Origin of the sequence: Providencia sp. PROV040, from assembly GCF_032706145.1 — a bacterium.
GTDB lineage: Bacteria > Pseudomonadota > Gammaproteobacteria > Enterobacterales > Enterobacteriaceae > Providencia > Providencia hangzhouensis.
Map to the genome: position 1 here is coordinate 3353286 of NZ_CP120530.1, position 18096 is coordinate 3371381.

Below are 18096 nucleotides of genomic sequence, written 5' to 3' on the forward strand. Positions count from 1 at the left end.
AATGAAAATTTTATTACCTTTCTTAGCCCTTTACCGCCGCCATTGGTTTTTAATTACATTAGGCATTATCTTGGCGATTGTGACCTTACTGGCAAGTATTGGCTTACTTACCCTTTCTGGTTGGTTTTTAGCCGGAACCGCCATTGCTGGTTTTCCGGGTCTTTACTATTTTAATTACATGTTACCCGCTGCGGGTGTCCGTGGTGCCGCTATTTTTCGTACCGCTGGCCGCTATGGAGAACGCCTAGTTAGCCACGATGCTACTTTTAAAGTACTTGCTCATTTACGGGTTTTTGCTTTTAGTAAAGTATTGCCCCTTTCGCCGGGTGGTATCAGTCGTTTTCGTCAAGGGGAGTTACTCAATCGTCTGGTCGCTGACGTAGAGACCCTAGATCACCTCTATTTGCGTGTTTTATCGCCGATCATTACTGCATTTTTTGTTACCTTTGTCCTTATTTTTGGTTTAAGTTATCTCGACCCTCGTCTTGCTTGGACACTGGGTGGCATCATGCTGTTCTTGCTATTTACAATGCCATTTATATTTTATCGTGCAGGAAAACCCATTGGCCGTGAGCTAACCGAATTACGTGGAAGTTATCGCACTATTTTAACCTCCGCACTGCAAGGACAAGCTGAGTTAACATTATTTGGCGCCACTGAACGCTTTCGCCAAAACTTGCTTAATATCGAAAATAAGTGGCAAGTGCGTCAACAACAGCAAGCGGCACTCACTGGGTTATCTCAAGCCATTATTTTATTTGCCTCTGGTGTTACAGCAACACTGCTTCTTTGGATGGCTGCCGACCATGTAGGGGGCGATACAAAACCGGGAGCACTGATTGCTTTATTTGTATTCTGTGCGCTAGCGGCTTTCGAAGCATTAGGCCCTGTTGCTGTTGCCTTCCAACATATGGGTCAAGTGATTGCATCTGCTACTCGCGTTTCCCAATTAATGACCGCAAAACCAGAGGTAACTTTCCCAAGTGAAAGCCCTTCAATCGCAACATTGGAAAACCTGACTGTCGATAATATTTCATTTACCTATCCAGAACAGCCATTTGCCGTTCTTCAAAATGTGTCTTTAACATTAAATAAAGGCCAACACCTTGCTTTATTAGGTAAAACAGGTTGTGGTAAATCCACTCTTCTGCAGTTATTAACCCGTGCTTGGGATGTTGATAGCGGAACCATCTACTTAAATGGCACGCCTATTAACGAATTTAGCGAAAAATCGTTACGTAATATGATGTCTGTAGTACCACAACGGGTTCATGTCTTTAGTGATACATTGCGCAATAATCTGTTGCTCGCCAATGAACAAGCGACGGATACCGAATTAAGCGAAGTATTGCAGCAAGTTGGTCTAGGTAATTTATTAGAAAACGAATTAAAGCTTAATGCGTGGATGGGTGAAGGCGGCCGACAACTTTCTGGAGGGGAACAACGCCGCTTAGGTATTGCCCGTGCTTTATTACATAACACACCATTAATTCTAATGGATGAACCAACGGAAGGGCTTGATGCACAAACTGAACAGCAGATTTTAGCACTGTTAAAAGAAAAATGTGCCGATAAGACGTTAATTGTCATTACTCACCGTATGCAGGGCTTAGAGGAAATGGATAACATCTGTGTGATGGATAATGGTAAAATCATCGAACAAGGTACCCATCAAGCGCTGTTAGGTATGCAAGGCCAGTATTATCAGTTCCGCCAGCGCCACTGGGCACAACAACCGCTCTGAGGCGTATATGTACCAATTAGATGATGACTCCTATTTATTCCCTCCCGTGTCTGAAGCCATGCGGGAGCCCAATGGCTTATTAGCGATTGGCGGAGATCTTTCATCAAAAAGGCTGCAAGCTGCCTATTATGATGGTATCTTTCCTTGGTTTAATCCTGGAGAGATGCCTTTATGGTGGTCTCCGGACCCTAGAGCAGTACTCATGGTTGGTGAACTCCATATTAGCCGGTCAATGAAAAAAGTTTTAAAAAAGCAGACTTATCGCATTACTGTTAACCATGCATTCAAGCAAGTTATTGAAGCTTGTTCTGTACGCCAAGAAGGCACATGGATTTTACCCGAAGTTCAAGCTGGGTATTTAGCGCTACACCAAGCAGGTATGGCGCATTCCATTGAAGCTTGGTATGGCGATAAACTCGTTGGAGGCCTGTATGGCGTGAACATGGGGCACCTATTTTGTGGGGAATCTATGTTCAGTAGAATGAATGATGCATCCAAATTTGCTTTTATTACATTCTATTTTCATTTTTTGCGCTATAATGGGCAACTTTTTGATTGTCAGGTACTTAACCACCATACCGCCTCAATGGGCGCAAAAGAGATATCCCGTAGGGATTTTTTACATATTCTTTATCGGTGGCGTGACAAAGCGATTGACCCCGCCTGCTGGATACCGCAATCGATTGAAATACCGCCAATTTTCGATTAATGAATTTTGGTTTTACAGTAATTTTATTCCTTCACTTAAAAATAAAGATCGCGTTAAAATGCGACACTTCTTTACTTAGTGCGGGTTTTTGGGCATTATCTTGCCCGTTAAAAATCACGGTTATTAAACTTAGAGGATTAGATGGCCAAAGAAGACAATATTGAAATGCAGGGCACAGTTTTAGATACCCTGCCAAACACAATGTTCCGTGTTGAACTGGAAAACGGTCACGTGGTGACTGCTCATATTTCTGGAAAAATGCGTAAAAACTATATCCGCATCCTGACAGGCGACAAGGTAACTGTAGAGTTAACACCTTATGACCTGAGCAAAGGCCGAATCATTTTCCGTAGCCGTTGATATTCTCTTCAGGCAAGGCCTGACAACCACAGGTGCATTGATACACCTGTGGTCTATTCGTCAGAATACCGCATCCTCCGGAGAGGCCTTGTGCACGCTACTGAAGCTGTATGTCAGTGTGTTACTTTTTTCATCAAGCCCGATACTTACAGAGCCACCATTGGTTAGTGAACCAAATAACAACTCGTTTGCTAATGGTTTTTTCAGGTTATCCTGAATGGTGCGAGCCATAGGTCGGGCACCCATCGCTTTATCATAACCTTTTTCACACAACCAGCGGCGAGCCGCGGCGCTAACTTCAATTGATACACCCTTTTCATCAAGCTGAACTTGTAATTCCACAATAAACTTATCAACGACTTGCGTAATAATTTCTGGAGTTAATGAGTTAAACCAAATTATACCATCAAGGCGGTTGCGAAATTCTGGTGAGAACGCCTTTTTGATTTCAGACATCGCATCAGTGCTATTATCTTGCTCAGCAAAACCAATAGAACGACGCTGAGTTTCTTGCACCCCAGCGTTGGTTGTCATTACCACAACAACATTACGGAAATCCGCCTTACGACCGTTATTGTCTGTTAACGTTCCGTGGTCCATTACCTGTAAAAGAATATTAAACACATCTGGATGCGCTTTTTCGATTTCATCTAACAGCACCACTGAATGCGGATGTTTGATAACCGCATCGGTCAGTAAACCACCTTGGTCAAAGCCAACATAGCCAGGAGGCGCACCAATTAAGCGGCTAACCGTGTGACGCTCCATATATTCAGACATATCAAATCGCAGCAATTTGATATCCAACGCTTTCGCTAACTGGACGGTCACTTCGGTTTTACCCACCCCTGTTGGACCAGCAAATAAGAAAGAGCCCACAGGTTTATTTTCTAACCCTAAACCTGCCCGATTCATTTTGATTGCCTCAGACAATGAATCTATCGCTTTGTCTTGTCCAAACACTAACATTTTCAAACGAGAGTCGAGTGTCTTGAGTTTATCTTTATCGCTTGAGGAAACCGTTTTTTCAGGAATACGGGCGATACGCGCCACAACTGTTTCAATTTCAGGCACACCAATGGTTTTTTTACGCTTACTTGGTGCAACCAGTCGCGTTCGCGCCCCGGCCTCATCAATCACGTCAATGGCTTTATCTGGCAAATGCCTGTCGGTGATATATTTAATGGATAAATCCACCGCCGCTTGGATCGCTTTTGCGGTATAACGAACATCATGATGAGCTTCATACTTAGGCTTCAACCCATTGATGATACGAATTGTTTCTTCGGGAGTTGGTTCTACAATATCAATTTTCTGGAAACGACGAGCCAACGCTCTATCTTTCTCAAAAATACTGCCAAATTCTTGGTATGTTGTTGAACCAATAACACGAATTCGACCACTTGATAGCAACGGTTTAATTAAGTTCGCTGCGTCAACTTGCCCACCAGACGCGGCTCCTGCACCGATGATAGTGTGAATTTCATCAATAAATAAAATGCTCTTCGGATCTTTTTCCAGCATTTTTAATAATGCTTTGAAACGTTTCTCAAAGTCACCACGGTATTTGGTTCCAGCCAATAATGAACCAATATCTAATGAATAAATTGTGCAGCCTTTCATTACGTCAGGTACATCATCTTGCTCAATACGCCATACTAGCCCTTCAGCAATCGCAGTTTTACCGACACCTGACTCACCAACTAATAGCGGGTTATTTTTACGACGGCGGCACAATACTTGAATCGTACGCTCTAATTCAGCCTGACGTCCAACCAGAGGGTCGATATTCCCTTTCTTGGCCTGCTGGTTCAAGTTGGTCGTAAAGTTGTCCATATGGTCTTCTGGGACCGGCTGCTCTTCGTTTTGCACACTATTAGAGGAGATATCTTGTTCTGATGACGACTCTTCGCCTTTTATCGTGCCATGAGAAATATAATTAACTACATCTAAACGGCTTACATCATGCTTACGTAATAAATACGCAGCTTGGGACTCTTGCTCACTAAAAATCGCGACCAATACGTTTGCACCGCTGACTTCGTTGCGCCCAGATGATTGCACATGAAAAACAGCGCGCTGTAATACACGCTGAAAACTCAACGTAGGCTGGGTGTCTCTGCTATCATTTTCGGGTAACAAAGGTGTAGTTTGCGCGATGAAGTGTTCAAGTTCTTGACGTAATGCAACAAGATCAACCTTACAAGCATCTAAAGCTTCGCGAGCAGAGATATTACTCAGTAACGCTAGCAATAGGTGCTCTACAGTCATAAACTCATGGCGACTGTCTTTCGCTTTCGTAAAAGCTACGTTTAAACTAAGCTCCAGTTCTTGATTGAGCATAAGCACCTCCCAAAATTGATATTAAGCCAAATTAGACTTTCTCTATAGTGCAAAGCAAAGGGTACTCATGTTCACGAGCAAAAGTATTGACTTGCGCCGCTTTAGTTTCAGCAACCTCTGCAGTAAAAATTCCACAAACTCCCTTTCCTTGAATATGGACATCTAACATTATCTGTGTAGCGCGTTCTTCATCAAAAGAAAAGTATTTTTGTAACACTTCGACAACAAAATCCATCGGGGTGTAATCGTCATTATTTAATAGCACCTTATACATCGATGGTGGCTGTAAGGTTTGTTCTATTTCATCTTTAAAAATGACGTCAGTTTTAAATGTGCCCAGAAAATCACTCATTGCTTTCTTGCTCAGTGTTTAACTTCAATTTAAGCATAGTCTTTATTATCAACGATTTCTATCAATCATATTGATAACATCATAAAACTATACCATTTAGTTACTATGCTGTTTTTTGTCTATATTGCATCAAGCGACAGTGTATCATGGGAATCACCTTTGCTTCCATGGTTAGCAATCTGTGAGCCATATCAAATATTATAGAAAATGAGCGCTATTGATTAGCGAATTCTTAACACTTTCCAGCAATTCCTGAACCGTACCTCTTGACCTTAGAAGGTAATTTATTACAGTATATTTTACGAACAAATAACATCGTATTTATACTTATTTTGTATGTGTTTTTTATACATCGTTCTAAATGCAAATACTGGTAAATTTGAAGGATAAAATATGGAGACGGGTATCGTTAAGTGGTTCAATAACGCAAAAGGCTTTGGTTTTATTTGCCCGGCTGATGGCGGAGAAGATATTTTTGCTCATTATTCCTGTATCCAAATGGACGGTTACAGGACACTAAAAGCAGGCCAGAAAGTTCAATTTAGTGTGACTATTGGCCCAAAAGGTAATCATGCAGACCTCATTGTTCCTATTGAAAATGAGGATGTTCCAGACAACACAACAGAATCGAATTTATAGCTCACCAATAGAGCACAGTTAATTATTTTAATAACACTGACAACGCTAATAATTAACTGTGACTATTTATAAATTAATCATTTTTTGCTGCATTATTACCTGCTGTTTGCAGGTGTGACATATCACCATACAATGATGTCAATAAATCATATTGTTCAACATCATAAAACGCACATTGTTTTCCTGTGAATGCTTTAGCCACTTCTATCATAAATTTTACAGTAGCCGCAATATCAACCTCATGGCTAGCCCCTGTAGAGCAACCTGGTACTACCGTTTCTGAGCAAATAGCGACACCAACCACTGGTGCAGATGTTGATACCGCAGGTTGTAATATACTGTTGATATGATGTAAACCATTACCATATGGCGTGATGTCTTGAATTGATAATGGAAATGTCACCGCTTTTTGGCCACTACTCCACTCCATCAAACGAATTAAATCCTCTGATACAGGTAAAATATAACCATTTTTTACTGTTGGAGACAGTGCATACCCTTTATGATTGAGTAAACGATTTCCCTTCGTGGTATCTACGGACAAAATAGCATCCGCTTCAGGGATCGCCTCATGTTGATTCATCGTGGCATCTTCAAGGGGCGAGTCCATAAAATCAACAGGTGTATGCGGACGTGTTGGCGCATTTGGGCAAATATGGGTCGTGACCACGACATCACCGAGTAACTGGTCACCCTTTTCATGCATTTGTGCCAGTTTAAGCGCTGCTGCAAGTGCGGCAATCGCACCATCTGCATCAGACACAACACCTATTCGAGAAGGTCTAGCACCAATTCCACCTAAACGCCCGATAATTCCCAGTGTTGGCGCATCTTTATGCTGTGATTTACCTTGTGTTCCTGGAATAAGAATGCGAACAAAGTCACTTTGTCCTTTGTGATCCTTAACCGTTTTAGACATGACTTCAATGTGTGGGAAATCTTGGAACAATGCAACAATGTCTTCACCTTTAACACTAGCGCAATCGATTAGATCATATACGCAAAGAGTTTGTTTTAGACTCATTGTACTTCCTTTAATTTTAATTATTTTTTATGAGAGTAAAGAGCTACTTTGAGATTAACTCGCATAGAATAGCGAGTTAATCTCATTTCACTCTAGATGGAATCTCACGTAATAGAGGTTCCATTTTTCCTGATGAAGGCGTATTCACGCACTTAAAATGCTAACAATATTAAATATTTATAATTTACTATTTACTTCAACTACTTACTTCAACTACTTACTACTTTTTGCTTTTATAACATGAAATAATCTCATGACTTATTCATGCTTTTTTGCAACCAATACGGGTCACCCACCATACACCCAAGATAAGCGGCTTTATGACAAAGGCTCTTGGATAACTGCACCATAACCTCATCATTCATTTGTGCAGCAGGCAAACTTAAACACAAGGCATATAACGTATTTTGTGCAGGGTCGAACACCGTGCTGGATATGGAAGCGACTCCGGCAACGGATTCATCCATCGAAAATTCCCAGCCACGATCTGCCACTAAGTCCAAACGCTCAACTAATTTACCCCGTTCTTCTTTTGGCTCACGGTCAATAATTTTTGACCGCTCATTTAGCGGTAACCTTGCTAATAGTGCACGCCCCGTTGACGTTCCCAGTATGGGTAAGCGGGTACCCGGTTGAGTGATCACTTGCAGCATGCTATTACCAAAGCGTGCATGAACAACACGAACCATATCATCATCAAGTGCTGACACATAACTGGTAAACCCGCTATCTTTCGCAAGTTCATCAAGTGCTTCAAGCATCATATCGATTAGCGGGTTCATCCCCCTTGCCCGATGAGCTAATTCCATAATCAGCAAACCAGGTCGATATATCGGTGCATTGTTTTTCTTTTCCAGCAATCCGAGTTCAGCCATTTGCTTTAAAAGACGGGAGGCCGAGCTTTTTGGCATACCTAATTCATTAACCAACGTTGTCACCGTCAGTTCGTTGCCTGAACGTAAGAACAGTTGGTAAACATCAACCACGCTAGATAAAATACTCATGACCCTAAACCTTGGGTTAATACACTGTAGCTTTGTGGCTTTCTGTCTCTCAGATAAGGCACTTTTAAACGTGTATGGGCTTGGTTTAAAAAATCAACCTCACCGATTAATAGCTCTTCGCCCTCACAGCTCGCTTCACAAAGTACTTGGCCGCGAGGACCTAAAACCTTGCTACCACCAAATAAATGCAGATCTTCTTCATGACCCCAACGGTTCACTGCAAGTAAGTGAGTTCCATTTTCTAGTGCTCGACAGGCGCTATTAATATCCCACACATCTCGGTCTTGAACACACCAAGCTGAAGGGGCTAATAACAATTCCGCGCCTTGTAATGTTAAAATTCGTGCGACTTCTGGAAAACCCATGTCATAGCAAATCATGATACCGATTTTACCGATCGGCGTTTCAAACACAGGGAAACTATCACCTCGTCCAAACCATTGTTTTTCTATGCCGAAAGCATGAACTTTACGAAAAACACCACTAATACCCTCACACCCCGGGTTCCAAACACCGACAGAGTTATAGATATCGCCTAAATATTCACCGCGCTCAACAAAACCGCTAACAATAGTGATATTTAAACGAGTAGCAAGTTCGCTAAATAGCGTATAAGTTTCACTTCCGATGGAATCGCTTAAATCCCACAACTTAGTGGTCAGTAAGTCACCACGGTAACCCGTTGTCGCCAGCTCAGGGAAACAAATCAGTTTTGCCCCTGAATCTGCGGCTTGTTGGCACAACTGTGCCATGCGTTGTAAATTATTGGTTTTATTGCCAAGTTCTGAATCAAACTGAGCCAGAGCAACTTTAACTTTTGTACCTGACATTGTTTAATCCTTAATCTAAATGAGAGACTTTGCGAAAGTGTACCGTTTCAACACCTCTCGCTTTCGCCTGCCAGCGCATGCCTATCCAATAAGCAACTGCACCAGTAATCAAAGAGTTAAGCGCTGGGATACCGTAGTCTGCATGAAGCGGGCCTAACTCTGATGTCCCCCACCCAACCAGTACTGCGATCACCCACACCACGAGTGTTACTGGGTTATATGCTTCACAACTCGGTGGTAATATGCCTTGCTCTCGAGTGATATCTAGTTCTTTGCGATCACGTTTTAACAAGTAATAGTCAACAACCATAATCCCTGCGACAGGAGGAATGGCTATTCCTAAGTAAATTAAGAAACCGATAAAGTTATCTAAGATCCCTAACATTGAAGCGATTGTGCCAAAGATACCAATCACCCACGTTAAATAACGACGGTCAAAACGCTTATTAAATATGGCATTTAACAGTGTTGAAAAACCTAACGATGATGAATACAAATTGATATCATTCATTTTTATTGTTGAGAAGATAACAATCGATGCACCTAATAGGCCTGTCAGCGCCATCATTAAATCAAATACTTGGCTTGTACGTAATGACAGCGCCATTAGTACCGCTATCATATTGACCAGTAACTCACCAAAAAATGTGCCGATAAGCGTCATCCAAAACACATCTTTAGGCCCTTTCATGAAACGGCTGATATCGGGTGTTGTCACTGCTGCAATAATAAAACCACCAGCAACCATTGTGATGGCCGCAGGCATAGTCATTAATGGCCCGGCGGGTTCAGTGTCATTAATAAGCGTACCAATATCTTGACCTGATAATAAATTATATGTCGCCCAGCCTAACGCGAATAAAAATAGCGGCGTTGAGATATTGGCAGTAATAGATAAAAATCGATACCCATATACTGTTATAACCGTCACCGCAATACCTGTAATAAGTGACCAAGTCCCTGGTGTTAGCACATTAGTCGCTTTATACATTCCATCCGCAAAGAAACCATTTTGGACGCCAAACCAGCCCATTAAGGAGATAGCAATTGCGCCACCAATGAGTGCTGAGCCTAACTTACCAAAACCCGCCCACCGAGACAGTAGGCTGATTGACATTCCTTCGCGGCACGCAGCCGCTCCAAGCCCCCAGCTGACAACCTGTAAAATTACAGATCCAAGCATCGTTGCCCAAAACGCCTGCCAAAAAGTTAACCCATACCCAAGAGCCGCACCTAACATAACTTGTGAAACACAAGCTAGTGCGCCAATTCGTAGAATTAACACTTCATAGAACGGCCTACGAGCACTTTGGGGTACCCGAGCCAAAGAATAATCTTCACCTGCTTTATTCGCCATATCGCACCTGCTGTGTGGTTGTCTTTGCTTAGTTTTTTACTGGCTTTATTATAAGTTCCATTATATGGAACTAGGTTTCATTTATTCTACAAGGCAAATCATATCCATGATCGATACCAATTCGCAAGTAGAATTTATCTTTTCAGACAGTTTTTTATTATGAAATATTTTAAGAAACGAGGGAATATACAGACTGAAAAAAATATTATCGGGAAATGAAGGAGTTAAAAATAACGCATTTAATTAGCAGAATTTAATTGAGGAACTTGGTTCCGAAAAATGGGACTATCCCTAAATCAAATTATTTACAAGCAGATGATTCACATATTGATAATTGACCTTAAAGCTGAGTTACACAGAAAGTAGAGCGAAGGAATTTAGCTTATCCTTCGCCACTCAAAAATCTCACTAAGAAAAATTATTATGGGTGGCTGATCTAAAAACTATCCATGGTTAACTTAAAGTGAGTATCCATCTTTAACCCAGTTGCCACAAAGTCTTGTTTTTCAATTGACTCTAAAATATCAAAATGAATATCAATGATCTTTTTATGTTCATCATGGTTGTTTTGGTTTAATAAACCAGCTGAAATAGAACCACCTAATGCGCCTCTTAATGCTTTTAGCATCAATGCATATAACGGATTTTGTGACATTTCAGCTAATGTTAAGTGAAAATCAATATCACTTTCGATGAACAAATCCCAATCATTAGAACTCAACAAGGACTTCCTCATTTTATCTGCAATTTTTCTTAACTTGATATAATCATTTTTATTTCCATGCATTGCAGCCAACACTGCAGAATCAACTTCAATCGCACGTCGAAGGCCTAAGATTTGCTGATAATTAACCTGCTGAGTCACAATGGCATGGTTAAAAATAGTTTCTAACGGGTTTGAGTTAATTTTTTGTATTTTAGGCTTTTTGCCACTACTAATATCTAAAATACCTAATATAGAAAGGCTTTGAAAAGCCTCTCTAACCACCCCCCTGCTCACCCCTAAACGTTCAATAATCTCTTTTTCACTTGGTATTTCATCACCTGGATTTAGATTTGATTGAGATATTAAAGATAGAACATAGCTTCTAACTTGTTCTGAAAGTGTTTGTTTTTCAATTAAAGGATGCAATCTAACCCCCAAAATTAGCAATATCCATTTGATTTAAAATCAAAAAAATAATCTTCCTGTGATTAAAACAATAATAAAACTAGAGTCGTATCACAAAACCTATATTAACCCTCTTTTAATATTAAGGCTAGACTGTTAGCCTGTATGACAGGTTGACAGCCAAACAGGAAGATTAAGACCTTAGATACATAGGAATATGAAATGAATAAAGATAATGATTTGTTTGACAAGATTAAAAAGGAATTACCCGTAGCTCTTCTAGGGGATATTTTAGATGAAATAGGATTACACCATCAGTTCTTGCCTCCTATACTCAAACCTTTATCTGAGGATATGAAGATTGTAGGTCGAGCAATGCCTGTACTAGAAGCTGATTACATGTTACCGCCTGACGCTACATCTAATGGGCCACTAGGAAATAAAGATTTCGGTATTATGTTTGAAGCACTAGATAGCTTAAAGGAAGGTGAAGTTTATATCGCTTCCGGTTCTTCGCATAATTACGCCCTGTGGGGTGGATTAATGTCGACAAGAGCTAAAAAACTTAACGCTGCGGGCGCTATTATTTATGGCTATTCAAGAGATAAGAGAGAAATACTAGAACTTGATTTCCCTGTATTTTCATTAGGTAGTTATGCTCAAGATCAAAAAATAAGAGGTAAAGTATTAGATTATCGAGTTCCAATCAAAATCAATAATATTTTAATTGAACCAGGTGATTTAATTGTTGCCGATGAAGAAGGCGTATTAATTATTCCTAAAAATGTAGAGTCTTACGTTATTGCAAATGCATTTGAAAAACAAAAAATGGAGAATAAAGTACAAAAAGAAATAGCAAATGGAATGGGTGCTGTAGAAGCATATAATAAATTTGGCGTCATGTGATAAACATAAAAATAGATATGTCTTATTAAATTTAATAATAAACATATCATTATATCAAAGGTGATTTATGTTTAAAAAAATAAGATGGAATTTAGTTTTATTTATTTCTCTTGGAGGAATGATAAACTATATGGATCGCTCTGCATTTGCTATTGCAGCTCCTGTTTTTTCTAAAGATTTAAACTTAACACCAAGTGAAATGGGTATACTTTTCAGTAGTTTTTCTATTGGATATGCTTTATTTAATTTCATTGGCGGATACGCATCAGATAAATATGGTCCCAAAAAGGTTTTTGCCGTAAGTATGGCTCTTTGGTCTATCTTTTGCGGCATGATCGGGGTAACTGTTGGTTTTATCTCTATGCTTATTATCCGAACTTTATTTGGTGCAGCTGAAGGCCCCTTTGCAGCAACACTCAATAAAATGGTTAATAACTGGTTCCCTAAAAAAGAAGTTGCTACTGCTATAGGTATAGCAACTGCTGGTAATCCAATAGGTGGAGCTATTGCTGGCCCTATAATGGGAATATTAATAATTACAACTGGTTGGCGTGTTGCATTTTTTATACTTGCTGCAATAGGCTTTATATGGCTAATTGGGTGGTTAAAAATAGCTAAAGATAAACCGGAACAACATAAGAAAATATCAAAAGAAGAATTAGAATATATTTTATCTGACGATAATAATGTAGAATCAAATACCACAAATACTATATCTAAACCATTATCTTTTTATATAAAAAGTCCGACTATATTAGCAACAACTCTTGCATTCTTCAGTTTGAATTATATTTTATTTTTCTTTTTATCATGGTTTCCGAGTTACTTATCTAATGTTCAAAATCTCAGTATAAAAGATATGAGTATAGTAAGTATTATACCTTGGCTATTAGGTGCTATTGGAATGGCTTTAGGGGGAATACTTTGTGACTTTGTTTTAAAGAAAACAAATAAACCATTATTCTCCAGAAAAATCGTGTTGGTTAGTTGTCTAGGAGTATCGGCAATCCTTGTCTTTCTTGTCGGTAATGTTACTCGTGTTGAAAGTGCCGTAGCACTCATGGCATTCGGAATATTTTTCTTATATTTATCTGCTACAACCTATTGGGCAATTCTACAAGATACCGTTGCAAAAAATAATATTGGTGCGGTTGGTGGATTTGTACACGCAATGGCAAATGTTGCCGGAATTTTAGGTCCTATTATTACAGGCTATATCATTGAATGGTCTGGAATGTATAGCATCGCATTTTTTGTGGCAGGTGGAATCGGTATTGTTGGCGCAATCAGTGTCGCATTATATGTAAAACCACTAAATCTCACTAACTAAGAAATTTTCAAATTAAAAGGTTAATAATTATGAAACTAGGATTTGGTTTATATCGACATATGCTTAATGATGAACATTATGCTTTTGCAAAACAATGTGGAGCAACTCATATCGTTGTTCATATGGTCGACTACTTTAATAGTAATGAACGATTTTCACGCAGCGACCAGCCAATTGGCGATAATGATGGCTGGGGAACGGCTGTTGGTGATGTCTGGACAGTAGATGAACTAATAAAAATCCGTGACCGGATGCAAGAGTTTGGCTTAACATTTTATGCAATTGAAAATTTCGACCCTTGCCACTGGGATGATATTTTGTTTGACGGTCCTAAAAAATTAGAACAGCTTGAAGTCGTCAAAAACATTATTAGAAATGTAGGGAAAGCAGGTATTCCTGTCTTTGGATATAATTTCAGTCTGGCAGGAGTCGCAGGGCGAGTTATCGAAAACAAAGCACGAGGAGGTGCTCAAACTGTTGGTTTATCTGGCATCAACGAAGACATTCTAGAACCAATGCCGGATAATATGGCATGGAATATGAAAATCAATAACCATAGTGCTGGTTATCGTCCTGAAACAACAACAGAGCAACTCTGGGAAAGGTTAACCTGGTTCTTAAACCATATTATCCCTGTCGCTGAAGAAGCAGGCGTTCGCCTAGCTGCTCATCCAGACGATCCTCCACTAGAGTTTGTCAGAGGTCAGCCAAGGCTCGTCAATCAACCTCACTTATATCAAAAATTACTAGATATAAAACCAAGTAAATCAAATGCGCTAGAGTTTTGTCTTGGAACCATTGCCGAAATGTCTGAGGGCAACGTTTACGAAGCAGTGCAACAATATGCAAGTCAAGATGCGATGGCATACGTCCATTTTAGGAACGTTAAAGGTAAAGTGCCACACTATCATGAAACCTTCATTGATGAGGGCGATATTGACATGTTGAAGGTATTAACAATATTAAAAGAAAATAATTATACAGGTGTATTAATCCCTGACCATACGCCACAAATGTCATGTGATGCGCCATGGCACGCAGGTATGGCTTATGCGATGGGATATATGCAAGCATTACTTAAAGTACTGAAATAATATATAAATAATGCTCCATGCACTATTTTGATAAATGTGCATGGAGAGCTTTATACGAACAATTTATTCCCTCGCCAACGCATCAATTGGGTTCAAGCGAGCTGCATTTCGAGCAGGTAAAAAGCCAAAAATAATGCCAATGGCTGTTGAACAAACAAAGGCACTGACTAATGCCACCGGGTCAAAAGAAAAAGTCCAGCCTGGTAGTGCCATTTGAGCCAATAAACTAATCCCATACGATAGGCCAATCCCCATCAACCCGCCCATTAAACAGACTAGTACGGCTTCGATAAGAAATTGCTGCATCACATCGCTAGTCCTAGCCCCTACCGCCATGCGAATACCAATTTCTCGCGTCCTTTCGGTAACAGAAACCAGCATAATATTCATCACACCAATACCACCAACCACCAGCGAAATAACCGCGACTAATGTTAGAAACAGTTGCATAGTCTGGGTGGTTTTTTCCGCTGTTTTTACAAAAGTATCAAGGTTATAGGTGAAAATATCCTTTTTACCATGGCGCAACGTGAGTAAGCGGGTCAGTTGCTGTTCTACCGTTTTCGCATCGTAACCGTCTTTCACCCTAACAACAAAGCTCTCATAGTATGGACGGTTCAGAATTTTACTATTCACCGTAGTATCCGGTAACCAAACCGATAGCGACTTACTCGAACCAAAAGTCGATTTTTTCTCTTCAAGCACACCGATAATCGTTACAGGCATATTACCAATGAGCAAAGTTTCGCCAATAACATGTTCTTGTTTAGGGAAAAAGCGGCGTTTAGTATTGGCATCAATAACCACCACTTGTGCGCGCTTATCCACCATATCTTGCGTGAAACTCATACCTTCTGAAAATTTAGAGGCATAAACATTAAAATAATCCCGCCCAACACCAGTGAGCTGTGCCGAAGCGTCAACATTCCCTTTTCTTAAGCGTGTTGAGTGGTTGAGCTCGCCAGAAATCGCGTACACATAAGGCTGTTTTGCTAATGCATCAATATCTGAGGCTCTCAAGGACTGACGATTTTTTGCATCATCGTACCCAAAGTCTTCCCCTGGATAAATTGAAATGGTATTCGTCCCGATTGATTTTATATCATTAAGGACCATGCCTTGAGCAGCATCACCGATCACCATTATTGATACCACCGACGCAATGCCAATGATAATCCCAAGCATAGTCAGCAATGTACGCATCTTATTAACGACCATGGCACGCCAAGCCATTAATAAGGCCTCACTAAACCGCCCATACGCCTGAGCTAAAGAGAATTTTCGTGGGGGAGCTTTTGGTAATGAATTTGTTCGTTTCGTGGCTTTGCTACCCGAGTCATTCAAAATCTCGCCATCTTTAATTTCGATAATACGTTCCGCTTGTTGAGCAATTTCAGGGTCATGCGTGACAATAATTACGGTATGCCCTTGGGCACAGAGGTCTTTTAAAATATTCATGACCTCTTCCCCCGAATGGCTATCCAGTGCTCCTGTTGGCTCATCCGCGAGAATTATCTGCCCACCATTCATAAGAGCGCGAGCAATACTCACGCGCTGTTGTTGCCCACCAGACAACTGACTTGGGCGATAATCAACTCGCTCCCCTAACCCTAGACGCTGTAATAGCTGGGCTGCTCGCTCACGACGTTGGTTTTTACCCGCCCCTGCATACACCGCAGGCACCTCAACATTTTGTTCCGCACTTAAATGACTCAGTAAATGGTAACGTTGAAAAATAAAGCCAAAATGCTCTCGGCGCAGTTCTGCCAATTGGTCGTTATCTAACGTTGCAACGCTTTGACCATCAATGCAATAATTCCCTTCAGTTGGTTTATCTAAGCACCCAATAATATTCATGAGCGTGGATTTACCTGAACCAGAAGCACCAATAATCGCCACCATCTCACCTGCATTAATTTGCAGTGAGACATTTTTTAAGACTGTAACTTGGTTTTCGCCTTCCCCGTAGCGGCGAGTGATCCCTTGAAGATCAATTAACGCAGACATAGTTAGTATTCCGTCTCGCTATGGCCAATGACCACTTTGTCACCTTCATTTAGGCCTTTGGTAATTTCCACATACACATCATTTCGACCACCAATTTCAACGTGTTTTTTCTCGACTTTATTGCCTTGAAGGATATCCACTTCATAGGTTTGTGGTGAAATTTCATTGCCTAATGCAGATAGCGGTAGTAACAGAACATTTTTACGTGACTCTAATTCAATAGTGACCTGAGCGGTCATTTGTAATTTCAATAAATGTTGCGGATTGGGTACCTCAAAGCGCGCATAATAGAAAATGGCATCATTGATTTTTTCAGGTGTTGGTAAAATATCTTTTAGTTGCCCTGAGAATTTTTTATCTGGAGCGCCTAAGACGGTAAACGAGGCATCTTGCCCAGGCTCCAAATAAATCACATCGGCTTCAGAAACTTCCGCTTTTACTAGCATCGTGTCTAAATCCGCAAGTGTTAAAATCGTTGGTGCTTCCTGAGCAGCAATAACCGTCTGCCCTTGTAATGTTTTAATAAAGGTGACAATGCCATCCATTGGAGCCGTAATTTGAGTGTATTTCAAATTTGTTTTTGCCGAATCTAAAGTGGCTTGGTTACGCTTAATTTGCGCTTGATAAGTGGCAACTTGCGCTTTTTTCACTTCTACATCGGTTTTGGCTTTATCAAGTTCTTGCTGAGAAACCGCTTGTTGCTTTGCTAGGCTCAAATGACGTTGATAAGTCAGTTGAGCGAGACGAAGTTCCGCTTGAACTAATGATAGATTCGCTTCAAGTTCACGAGTCATCGCTTCAGACTCAGTCACATCATTCTGGGCTTTTTTCGGGTCAATAACGGCTAATAAATCACCTTTTTTAACATAATCACCCTCTTTGACATACAGGGTTTGTAGTTGCCCACTCACCTGAGCCCCCACATCGACTTTACGTACAGCGTCAAGTTTTCCCGTTGCCAGCACTTGTTTATCTAAATCGCCTCGAGTGACATCTACGGTTTGAAAAACCTCTACTTCCTCACGATTAAAAAGAAACCCAGCAGTGACTAGGGCAACAATAATGATTGCCAAATAAATCGGCCACTTTTTCTTAGGCTTTGCCTTCATGTTTATTCGCTTCCTATGAACAAAAAGAGGGCATTGCCCTCTAAGATCGCTGACAACTTGTAAAAGAAAGTAACTTTCCAATTTGTTGCCAGCTAAAAACTAATGATCAAATTATATATCACTTAAGTTATCAATTGATTCAACATGAGATAAACCTAAGAGTGCGATTTCTCAATA

General features: G+C 40.4%; 16 protein-coding genes. 7 read left to right on the forward strand and 9 right to left on the reverse strand.

Annotated elements, in window-relative coordinates:
* Position 1 precedes the first annotated feature (1 nt).
* The 3 genes from cydC to infA all read left to right on the forward strand — a co-directional run bounded on the left by cydC (position 2) and on the right by infA (position 2813).
* Positions 2–1744: a heme ABC transporter ATP-binding protein/permease CydC gene (cydC, locus tag P3L40_RS15560; protein ID WP_004256352.1), complete on the forward strand. Its 1743-nt coding sequence runs from the start codon at positions 2–4 to the stop codon at positions 1742–1744.
* A 7-nt stretch (positions 1745–1751) separates the two neighbouring features.
* Positions 1752–2453: a leucyl/phenylalanyl-tRNA--protein transferase gene (gene aat, locus P3L40_RS15565; protein WP_004256353.1), complete on the forward strand. Its 702-nt coding sequence runs from the start codon at positions 1752–1754 to the stop codon at positions 2451–2453.
* A 141-nt stretch (positions 2454–2594) separates the two neighbouring features.
* A complete protein-coding gene (gene infA / locus P3L40_RS15570) occupies positions 2595–2813 on the forward strand; it encodes a translation initiation factor IF-1 (protein ID WP_004244560.1) in 219 nt (72 codons plus the stop codon).
* A 60-nt stretch (positions 2814–2873) separates the two neighbouring features.
* Here the strand turns inward: infA and clpA are convergent, their stop codons facing one another.
* The gene (gene clpA / locus P3L40_RS15575; protein ID WP_210852868.1) at positions 2874–5156 is read right to left on the reverse strand and encodes an ATP-dependent Clp protease ATP-binding subunit ClpA; all 2283 of its coding nucleotides are present in this window, start codon (positions 5154–5156) and stop codon (positions 2874–2876) included.
* 31 nt (positions 5157–5187) lie between these two features.
* On the reverse strand, positions 5188–5523 hold the full coding sequence (gene clpS / locus P3L40_RS15580) for an ATP-dependent Clp protease adapter ClpS (RefSeq protein ID WP_377145624.1): 336 nt from the start codon (positions 5521–5523) through the stop codon (positions 5188–5190).
* Positions 5524–5901: 378 nt separating this feature from the next.
* Here clpS and cspD point away from each other — a divergent pair, with 378 nt between their 5' ends.
* Entirely contained in the window at positions 5902–6147 is a 246-nt protein-coding gene (cspD, locus tag P3L40_RS15585; protein WP_004256359.1) for a cold shock domain-containing protein CspD, read from the forward strand.
* Between the two features lie 73 nt (positions 6148–6220).
* On the opposite strand, the gene P3L40_RS15590 is transcribed toward cspD, so the two are convergent.
* The 5 genes from P3L40_RS15590 to P3L40_RS15610 all read right to left on the reverse strand — a co-directional run bounded on the left by P3L40_RS15590 (position 6221) and on the right by P3L40_RS15610 (position 11494).
* A complete protein-coding gene (locus tag P3L40_RS15590) occupies positions 6221–7171 on the reverse strand; it encodes a DUF1177 domain-containing protein (RefSeq protein WP_094960668.1) in 951 nt (316 codons plus the stop codon).
* Positions 7172–7422: 251 nt separating this feature from the next.
* Positions 7423–8175: an IclR family transcriptional regulator gene (locus P3L40_RS15595; protein ID WP_004256362.1), complete on the reverse strand. Its 753-nt coding sequence runs from the start codon at positions 8173–8175 to the stop codon at positions 7423–7425.
* Positions 8172–9005, reverse strand: a complete 834-nt coding sequence (locus tag P3L40_RS15600) for a nitrilase-related carbon-nitrogen hydrolase (protein WP_004256366.1) — start codon at positions 9003–9005, stop codon at positions 8172–8174. The genes P3L40_RS15595 and P3L40_RS15600 overlap by 4 nt, the downstream gene beginning before the upstream one ends.
* 10 nt (positions 9006–9015) lie before the next feature.
* Positions 9016–10362, reverse strand: coding sequence for a purine-cytosine permease family protein (locus tag P3L40_RS15605; protein WP_004256368.1), 1347 nt, complete (start codon positions 10360–10362; stop codon positions 9016–9018).
* Between the two features lie 436 nt (positions 10363–10798).
* A complete protein-coding gene (locus P3L40_RS15610; protein WP_036957917.1) occupies positions 10799–11494 on the reverse strand; it encodes a FadR/GntR family transcriptional regulator in 696 nt (231 codons plus the stop codon).
* Positions 11495–11695: 201 nt separating this feature from the next.
* On the opposite strand from P3L40_RS15610, the gene P3L40_RS15615 reads away from it, so the two are divergent.
* The 3 genes from P3L40_RS15615 to P3L40_RS15625 all read left to right on the forward strand — a co-directional run bounded on the left by P3L40_RS15615 (position 11696) and on the right by P3L40_RS15625 (position 14803).
* Positions 11696–12379 (forward strand): RraA family protein, encoded by a 684-nt coding sequence (locus tag P3L40_RS15615; RefSeq protein ID WP_004256386.1) that lies wholly within the window; start codon positions 11696–11698, stop codon positions 12377–12379.
* A 67-nt stretch (positions 12380–12446) separates the two neighbouring features.
* Positions 12447–13709: an MFS transporter gene (locus P3L40_RS15620; RefSeq protein WP_004256389.1), complete on the forward strand. Its 1263-nt coding sequence runs from the start codon at positions 12447–12449 to the stop codon at positions 13707–13709.
* Positions 13710–13738: 29 nt separating this feature from the next.
* Positions 13739–14803 (forward strand): mannonate dehydratase, encoded by a 1065-nt coding sequence (locus P3L40_RS15625; protein WP_004256393.1) that lies wholly within the window; start codon positions 13739–13741, stop codon positions 14801–14803.
* A 63-nt stretch (positions 14804–14866) separates the two neighbouring features.
* Here P3L40_RS15625 and macB read toward each other — a convergent pair whose 3' ends face one another.
* Positions 14867–16810, reverse strand: coding sequence for a macrolide ABC transporter ATP-binding protein/permease MacB (macB, locus tag P3L40_RS15630; protein ID WP_004256395.1), 1944 nt, complete (start codon positions 16808–16810; stop codon positions 14867–14869).
* 2 nt (positions 16811–16812) lie between these two features.
* Entirely contained in the window at positions 16813–17919 is a 1107-nt protein-coding gene (gene macA, locus P3L40_RS15635) for a macrolide transporter subunit MacA (protein WP_004256397.1), read from the reverse strand.
* Positions 17920–18096: the final 177 nt, after the last annotated feature.

Excerpts from the sequence above, each read along its gene's own strand:
- macA (WP_004256397.1), bottom strand. The coding sequence starts at position 17,919 with ATGAAGGCAAAGCCTAAGAAAAAGTGGCCGATTTATTTGGCAATCATT.
- macB (WP_004256395.1), bottom strand. The coding sequence starts at position 16,810 with ATGTCTGCGTTAATTGATCTTCAAGGGATCACTCGCCGCTACGGGGAA.
- cydC (WP_004256352.1), top strand. The coding sequence starts at position 2 with ATGAAAATTTTATTACCTTTCTTAGCCCTTTACCGCCGCCATTGGTTT.
- P3L40_RS15595 (WP_004256362.1), bottom strand. The coding sequence starts at position 8,175 with ATGAGTATTTTATCTAGCGTGGTTGATGTTTACCAACTGTTCTTACGT.
- P3L40_RS15625 (WP_004256393.1), top strand. The coding sequence starts at position 13,739 with ATGAAACTAGGATTTGGTTTATATCGACATATGCTTAATGATGAACAT.
- P3L40_RS15605 (WP_004256368.1), bottom strand. The coding sequence starts at position 10,362 with ATGGCGAATAAAGCAGGTGAAGATTATTCTTTGGCTCGGGTACCCCAA.
- cspD (WP_004256359.1), top strand. The coding sequence starts at position 5,902 with ATGGAGACGGGTATCGTTAAGTGGTTCAATAACGCAAAAGGCTTTGGT.
- P3L40_RS15615 (WP_004256386.1), top strand. The coding sequence starts at position 11,696 with ATGAATAAAGATAATGATTTGTTTGACAAGATTAAAAAGGAATTACCC.
- infA (WP_004244560.1), top strand. The coding sequence starts at position 2,595 with ATGGCCAAAGAAGACAATATTGAAATGCAGGGCACAGTTTTAGATACC.
- clpA (WP_210852868.1), bottom strand. The coding sequence starts at position 5,156 with ATGCTCAATCAAGAACTGGAGCTTAGTTTAAACGTAGCTTTTACGAAA.
- P3L40_RS15590 (WP_094960668.1), bottom strand. The coding sequence starts at position 7,171 with ATGAGTCTAAAACAAACTCTTTGCGTATATGATCTAATCGATTGCGCT.
- P3L40_RS15620 (WP_004256389.1), top strand. The coding sequence starts at position 12,447 with ATGTTTAAAAAAATAAGATGGAATTTAGTTTTATTTATTTCTCTTGGA.
- P3L40_RS15600 (WP_004256366.1), bottom strand. The coding sequence starts at position 9,005 with ATGTCAGGTACAAAAGTTAAAGTTGCTCTGGCTCAGTTTGATTCAGAA.
- aat (WP_004256353.1), top strand. The coding sequence starts at position 1,752 with ATGTACCAATTAGATGATGACTCCTATTTATTCCCTCCCGTGTCTGAA.